5 protein-coding genes are annotated in these 6891 nt (G+C 43.9%); all 5 read left to right on the top strand.

Annotation, left to right across the window (positions count from 1 at the left end; genetic code table 11):
• Positions 1–134: 134 nt before the first annotated feature.
• The gene (gene metG / locus PENNN9_RS09340) at positions 135–2237 is read left to right on the top strand and encodes a methionine--tRNA ligase (protein WP_256713821.1); all 2103 of its coding nucleotides are present in this window, start codon (positions 135–137) and stop codon (positions 2235–2237) included.
• 387 nt (positions 2238–2624) lie between these two features.
• Positions 2625–3671 carry an ABC transporter substrate-binding protein gene (locus PENNN9_RS09335; RefSeq protein WP_058369427.1) on the top strand — a complete coding sequence of 349 codons (1047 nt, stop codon included), beginning with the start codon at positions 2625–2627 and terminating at the stop codon, positions 3669–3671.
• Between the two features lie 77 nt (positions 3672–3748).
• Complete coding sequence (locus PENNN9_RS09330) at positions 3749–4789, top strand: ABC transporter substrate-binding protein (RefSeq protein ID WP_058369426.1); 1041 nt, start codon at positions 3749–3751, stop codon at positions 4787–4789.
• Positions 4790–5070: 281 nt separating this feature from the next.
• The gene (locus PENNN9_RS09325) at positions 5071–5970 is read left to right on the top strand and encodes an ABC transporter permease (RefSeq protein WP_058369425.1); all 900 of its coding nucleotides are present in this window, start codon (positions 5071–5073) and stop codon (positions 5968–5970) included.
• Positions 5971–6039: 69 nt separating this feature from the next.
• Positions 6040–6834 (top strand): ABC transporter ATP-binding protein, encoded by a 795-nt coding sequence (locus PENNN9_RS09320; protein ID WP_058369424.1) that lies wholly within the window; start codon positions 6040–6042, stop codon positions 6832–6834.
• Positions 6835–6891: the final 57 nt, after the last annotated feature.

Here is a 6891-nt window from a genome sequence, read left to right as displayed (position 1 = left end):
AAAACCCATTTTAAACCTTTTTTAAATTTTTCCTTTTTTAAAAGCTTTACCATTGATAACATCGCGTCCGCCCGCCATAAATAGCGTGCGATGATGATAACTAACCCGTTTATATAAAAGTATAGGTGACAAAAGTGCGTGAGATTTTAGTAACAAGTGCGCTGCCCTACGCCAATGGCTATATCCATTTGGGGCATCTTGTAGAATATATTCAGACCGACATTTGGGCGCGTGCGATGAAGGCACAAGGCCATCAGGTTACGTATGTCTGCGCGGATGACGCACATGGTACGGCAATCATGCTAAAAGCTGAAGCCAATGGCATCACGCCAGAGGAGCAGATTGCCTCAGTTAAAGCCTCGCATGAAGCGGACTTTGCTAAGTTTTTGATTAACTTTGACAATTATCACACCACTCATTCAGAAGAAAACAAACATTTCTCTGAGCTGATTTATCGCCGACTTAATAGCGCAGGGCATATCAGTACAAAAGACGTTGAACAGTTATTTGATCCTGAAAAGCAGTTATTTTTGGCCGATCGATTTGTCAAAGGAGAATGCTCTGAGTGCGGTGCGCTGGATCAATATGGTGATAACTGTGAAGTATGCGGCACGACTTATGACGCGACAGATCTCAAAAATCCATACTCGACGTTGTCTAATGCCACACCTGTGCTAAAAACCTCAAAGCATTATTTCTTTGACTTGCCAGAATTTGAGCAGTTTTTAAAAGATTGGACGCGTAGTGATAATCGCCTGCAAGTATCGGTCGCCAACAAACTCCAAGAGTGGTTCGAAGCTGGGCTTGCCAGTTGGGATATCTCACGTGATGCGCCCTACTTTGGTTTCCAAATCCCAGATACGCCAAGCGTCGAGCCGGACAAATACTTTTATGTATGGCTAGATGCGCCAGTCGGCTACATGGCGAGCTTTAAAAACCTATGCGATAAGCGTGAAGGTACAGAGCAAGCGCTTGATTTTGATCGTTACTGGGCGCAAGAGAACGAGCACAAAACTGAGGTTTACCATTTTATCGGTAAAGATATCGTGTATTTCCATGCTTTGTTTTGGCCAGCTATGCTAGCCGGCAGCGAGTTCCGTACCCCAACCGGCGTTTTTGCCCACGGCTTCTTAATGGTCAATGGCGAAAAAATGAGTAAGTCACGCGGCACCTTTATCAAAGCCGAAACTTACGCTGAGCACTTACATCCTGAGTATTTGCGTTACTACTTTGCCAGTAAATTGTCTGATAAAGTCGAGGACATCAACCTTGATTTAGAAGACTTTATGCAAAAGGTCAACTCTGACTTGGTGGGTAAAGTGGTTAATATTGCCAGTCGCAGTGCCGGCTTTATTGTTAAAAAATATGACGGGATGCTGTCGGACGTTTGCGTAGAGTCAACGTTGCTAGAAGATATCACCAAAACCGGTGATGAAATTGCTGCCGCTTATGAGAATCGTGAATTTTCACGTGCCATGCGTTTGATTATGCAATGTGCGGATAAAGCCAATGAGTATATCGACGAAAAGAAACCTTGGTCACTTGCCAAGATCGAGGGCACTGAGCAAGAAGTTCAGGACGTCTGCTCGGTGGCGATTAACATCTTCCGTCAATTAATGGTATATCTTGCGCCAGTATTACCTGAGCTGACGGCCAATGCCAAAACGTTTTTGAATATTGAAGACTTAAGCTTTGCCAGCCGCAATGAATGGCTACTGGGTCACAAAATCAATAAATTTAAACCTTTAATGCAGCGTATCGAAGAAAAAGATATCGAGGCGATGGTTGAGGCATCAAAGGAATCTTTGGCTCAAGCCGCTATACCAGTTGCTAACGATACAGATGTCAACTGTGACAGCAAAGCAGACAAAAACACGCAGGCAGCCAAGACTGATACTGAGCAAGGGGATTATATCGGCATCGAAGATTTTGCCAAAGTTGAGATGAAAGTGGCACATGTTTTAGAGTGCAATCACGTCGAAGGCGCGGACAAGCTACTACAATTTACCTTAGATGTCGGCGAAGACAAACCGCGCAATGTGTTTAGTGGCATTCGTAAGTTTTATGAGCCTGAGCAACTGGCTGATAAAAAGGTGATTTGTGTGACCAATCTTGCCCCGCGAAAGATGAAGTTTGGTGTCTCAGAAGGCATGGTGTTATCGACTGGCGATCCAAAGACCGGGCTAACGGTCGTTACTTTGCCTGATGACTGTGTCGTTGGCGATACCTTAGCGTAAGTTTTAAGTACAATGTCAGACAATAAAAAAGATGTCACTATTGGCATCTTTTTTTATGGTTTTTTTATAGTATAGCGACTAAAAATCGCTTTATATTGCTCTATAAAAGTACCACAGCATTGTTTAATAACACCTATGACGAATACGCTTTAATTTTTTATTGCGATAACTTACATTACTGTCATAATATGAACATAACGATCGACGGAACGATTGCTCTGTTGTTAGCCTGCTATCTTGATATCAATATAGCATCGAACTGGCTAACCTGCATTTTCCAATAATATCTTAAAGATCAAATATAACGAAGACGAGTGCAAGCACTACATAATTAGGCTTGATGAATCTGGTTTTTGGAATTGATACAACTTATGAGTTAATCTAATAATGACTATTGCTTCTACCTTACGCTTAAGCCTATATGGTGCTGCTATCAGCACTGTCCTTGGATTGATGGGCTGCTCAAACTCCACTGATACTGCAACAGCGACCAATGAAAGTCCAGGAGCTGATGCTGACAAGCCTGCCAAGACATTAGCCATCACTCAAATCGTCGAACATCCATCACTAGATGAGATGCGTCGCGGCATTATCGATGAGTTGGCAGATAACGGCTATGTCGAAGGTCAAAACTTAACCGTTAACTTCCAAAGTGCGCAAGGTAATACGGCGACAGCAGGGCAGATCGCTAAGCAGTTTGCAGGCGACAATCCAGATGCCATCGTAGCCATCTCAACGCCATCTGCTCAGTCAATCGTGGCGTCAACCAAAACCGTTCCAGTTGTTTATACTGCTATCTCAGACCCTGTGGCAGCCAAACTTATCGATGACAAGGGCGTTCCCATTCAAACCAACGTGACAGGTTTATCCAGCCAATTGCCTATAGAGCCGCAGCTAGAAAACATTCAAAAAATTGTCCCTGATGCAAAAACCATTGGCTACGTCTATAGCCCAGGTGAGGTCAACTCTGTAGTCGTGCTTAATCAGCTTAAGGAGGCCGCCTCAGCACGTGGACTCAAAATACTAGATGTAACAGCCAATCGCCCAACTGACGTTGCCATGGCGACACGCAGTCTTGCTGGCCGCGCTGACGTCATTTATACTTCATTAGATAATAATGTCGTGTCTGCATTCGAGGCGATGGCAGGCGCAGCGAACGAGCTTGATATACCAATTATTGCTTCAGATGAGTTCAGTGTCAGACGCGGTGCGACAGCAGCACTTGGGGTAAATGACTATGATTTTGGCCGTACTACTGGCAAAATGGTTTATCGAGTACTAAATGGCGAAGCGGTCGATACTATTAAGCCTGAGGTTATGAACACCTTAACCTTATATGCAAGTCCAAAGCATGCAGCTGAGCAAGGAGTGAGCTTATCAGCAGATTTACTCAAAAATGCCATCAACACTGATACTGATGTCGATACCAAATAAAAAGTAGTAAGATAACAATCAGCACGTCAATTATTTATATAGTGTACGGACACACTATTATTTTAGGAGTGAGACCCATGTTTTATCAAAACCGTTTTGGTCGTTTTAATTTTAGTAAAGCCTTGTTATTAGGCAGTATGTGTACTGCTATCTTGACTGGCTGTAACCAATCAGCACAAGATACTAGTGCAACTGATGGTGCTGCTACTAGCGACGACGCTACCGCAATGAAGACTGTCGCTATTACCGCCATTGTCGAGCACCCAGCACTTGATGATGTGCGTAAAGGTGTCATTGACGAGTTAAATGACGCGGGTTTTAAAGACGGTGAAAACTTAGCGGTCAACTTCCAAAGCGCACAGGGCAATACGGCAACAGCAGGACAGATTGCTAAGCAGTTTGTCGCAGACGAGCCAGACGTTATCGTTGCTATTGCAACCCCATCTGCTCAGTCTGTTGCAGCCTCTACCAGCAGTATCCCAATGGTATTTTCAGCAGTGACTGACCCAGTAGCAGCCAAACTAGTATCTAAGCTTGATGGCTCTGGCACTAACGTTACAGGTGCATCAGATGCCTTACCCTATGAGCCACAAATTGACTTAATGCGCCAGATTATACCGGACCTTAAAGACGTCGGTTACGTCTATAGTCCAGGTGAAGTCAATTCGACCATCATTTTGAAAAACTTAAAAGAGAAATTGACGCCACTTGGTATCAACGTGCATGAAGCGCCAGCTCAGCGTAGTAACGATATTGCGATGGCGGCACGTAGTCTTGAGGGTAAGGTCGATACAATCTATACCTCAACCGATAACAATGTAGTATCAGCTTACGAGTCATTATACCAAATCGCAAAAGAGAGTAAGATTCCATTAATTGCCTCAGATACCAGCTCAGTTGAGCGCGGTGCTGTTGCAGCTTTGGGCGTGAATTATTACGATCTTGGCCGCGAGACTGGTAAAATCGTAGTACGTATCTTAAATGGTGAAGCAGCAGGCGCTATTCCTGTATATACACCGCAAATGCTTGATTTGTATGTCAGTCCAACACATGCAGAAGAGCAAGGTATTACCTTATCACAAGCAGTTATTGACCAAGCAAAAGAAGTGGTAGAATAGCGCACCTTTGTAGTCTGCCTAAAATTAAAACCCTAAAACAGGCGATAATAACATGCATAATGAACAACGCAAATTATCGTCTGCTTTGATGTTCAATTACGACATGTTTTGATTTACCCTAACCGCAGATTGCTTAATCTGTTAAATTCACCACTTAGACGTTTAGCGAACATTAACTCCTATGTTGATGGGATAGATAGTACTGGCGTATGCCATGATCCTACACATCCATCATTAGAATACGTTTCGTCAAACGCTTGGTTATGACTTACTGATCTCTTATGTCTTTAATCGCTTTTTTTGGTGCGCTTGAAAGTGGTCTGATTTACGGCCTTGTAGCACTTGGTGTGCTAATCTCGTTTCGTACCCTTGATTTTCCTGACTTAACCGCTGATGGAAGTTTTCCGTTAGGTGGCGCGGTCGCTGGTATCTCCATCGTCGCTGGTATTAATCCATGGCTGGCATGTGTTTTTGGTATGCTGGCAGGGTCAGTCGCTGGTATCGTCACTGCATGGTTGCATGTCAAGCTAGGTATTTTACAGCTACTTGCTAGTATTTTGGTTATGGTTGCTTTGTATTCTGTCAACCTGCGTATTATGGGTGCACCAAACCTACCACTGCTTGGCGAAACTACTGTATTTAGCTCACTTGTGACTGATGGCAATGGTTATTGGATGCGCTGCCTGATTATTGGCGTGGTCATCTTGGTTGCCAAGCTACTGTTAGATTGGTTTTATAGCACCGAAACTGGTTTGTCTATGCGTGCGACTGGCTCCAACCTTCGTATGGCACAAGCACAAGGTATCAACACCTCTTGGATGACTATTATCGGTATGGCAGTCTCTAATGGTTTGATCGCTTTGGCTGGGGCACTGTTTGTACAGACGCAAGGCGGTGCAGATATCTCTATCGGTATCGGTACTATTGTCATTGGTTTAGCAGCAGTGATCATTGGTGAGACCATTATTCCTGCCAAACGCATTTGGCTCATTACTTTTGCTGTAATCGTTGGCGCAGTACTGTATAAGTTGTTTATTCAGGTTGCGTTATCAAGCGATACGCTGCGTAGTATTGGCTTTGGTCCACAAGACTTGAACTTGATTACTGCTTTACTCGTCGTATTGGCATTAGTATTGCCAAAAGCCAAAACTAAGTTTTTATCTCGTAGAGTTCGCGCTTGATGATGCCTAAGATAGCCATACAAGCTTGAAGAAGCTTTTAGCTTAAAGAGATGACAAGGAACCACGATTATGATGCAAGCCACAGATTTACGGTTAACTTTTAACCCAGGCACGCCTATCGAAAACCCTGCCCTACGCGGTATCAATTTAAACATCGCTGATGGCGAGTTTGTCACGGTTATCGGTACCAATGGTGCTGGTAAATCAACTTTTTTGAATGCAGTCAGTGGTACTACACGAGTTGATAGTGGCTCAATACTATTAAATGGCATTGACGTCACCAAAAAAACTGCTCATCAGCGCGCTCATTGGGTTGCTCGCGTGTTTCAAGATCCGATGGCGGGTACTTGTGAGGCCTTGACTATTGAAGAGAATATGGCACTCGCCTATAAGCGTGGCGGTAAACGTGGATTAAATTTTGCTTTGAACCAAAGCAACCGTGACTTGTTCCGAGAGAAGCTGTCTGTACTAAAATTAGGGCTAGAGAAGCGTCTAACTGACCGTATGGGATTGTTATCAGGTGGACAACGTCAGGCGGTTAGTTTGCTGATGGCATCATTACAGCCTTCTAAGATCTTATTGTTAGATGAGCATACTGCTGCCCTTGATCCTAAGACGGCTGCTTTTGTATTAGAGCTGACTGATAAGATTGTGACAGACAATAATCTCACTACTATGATGGTCACCCACTCCATGCAGCAGGCTTTAGCGCATGGTACGCGTACCGTTATGCTACATCAAGGGCAAGTGGTATTAGATGTCGCAGGCGATATTCGTCGCGGCATGACCGTCCATGATCTTCTCGATATGTTTGAGCAAACACGCGGTGAAAAGGTTGAAGACGATAGCTTGATTTTGAGTTAAACAACTCAGCTAAACAGTTTGGATTAAAAAGTAAAAACGCCTGTTTAGTAGCAGGCG

Origin of the sequence: Psychrobacter sp. ENNN9_III (assembly GCF_001462175.1) — a bacterium.
Lineage (GTDB): Bacteria > Pseudomonadota > Gammaproteobacteria > Pseudomonadales > Moraxellaceae > Psychrobacter.
Note: the sequence above shows the minus strand (reverse complement) of the source record. Positions and strands in the feature narration are given on the sequence as shown.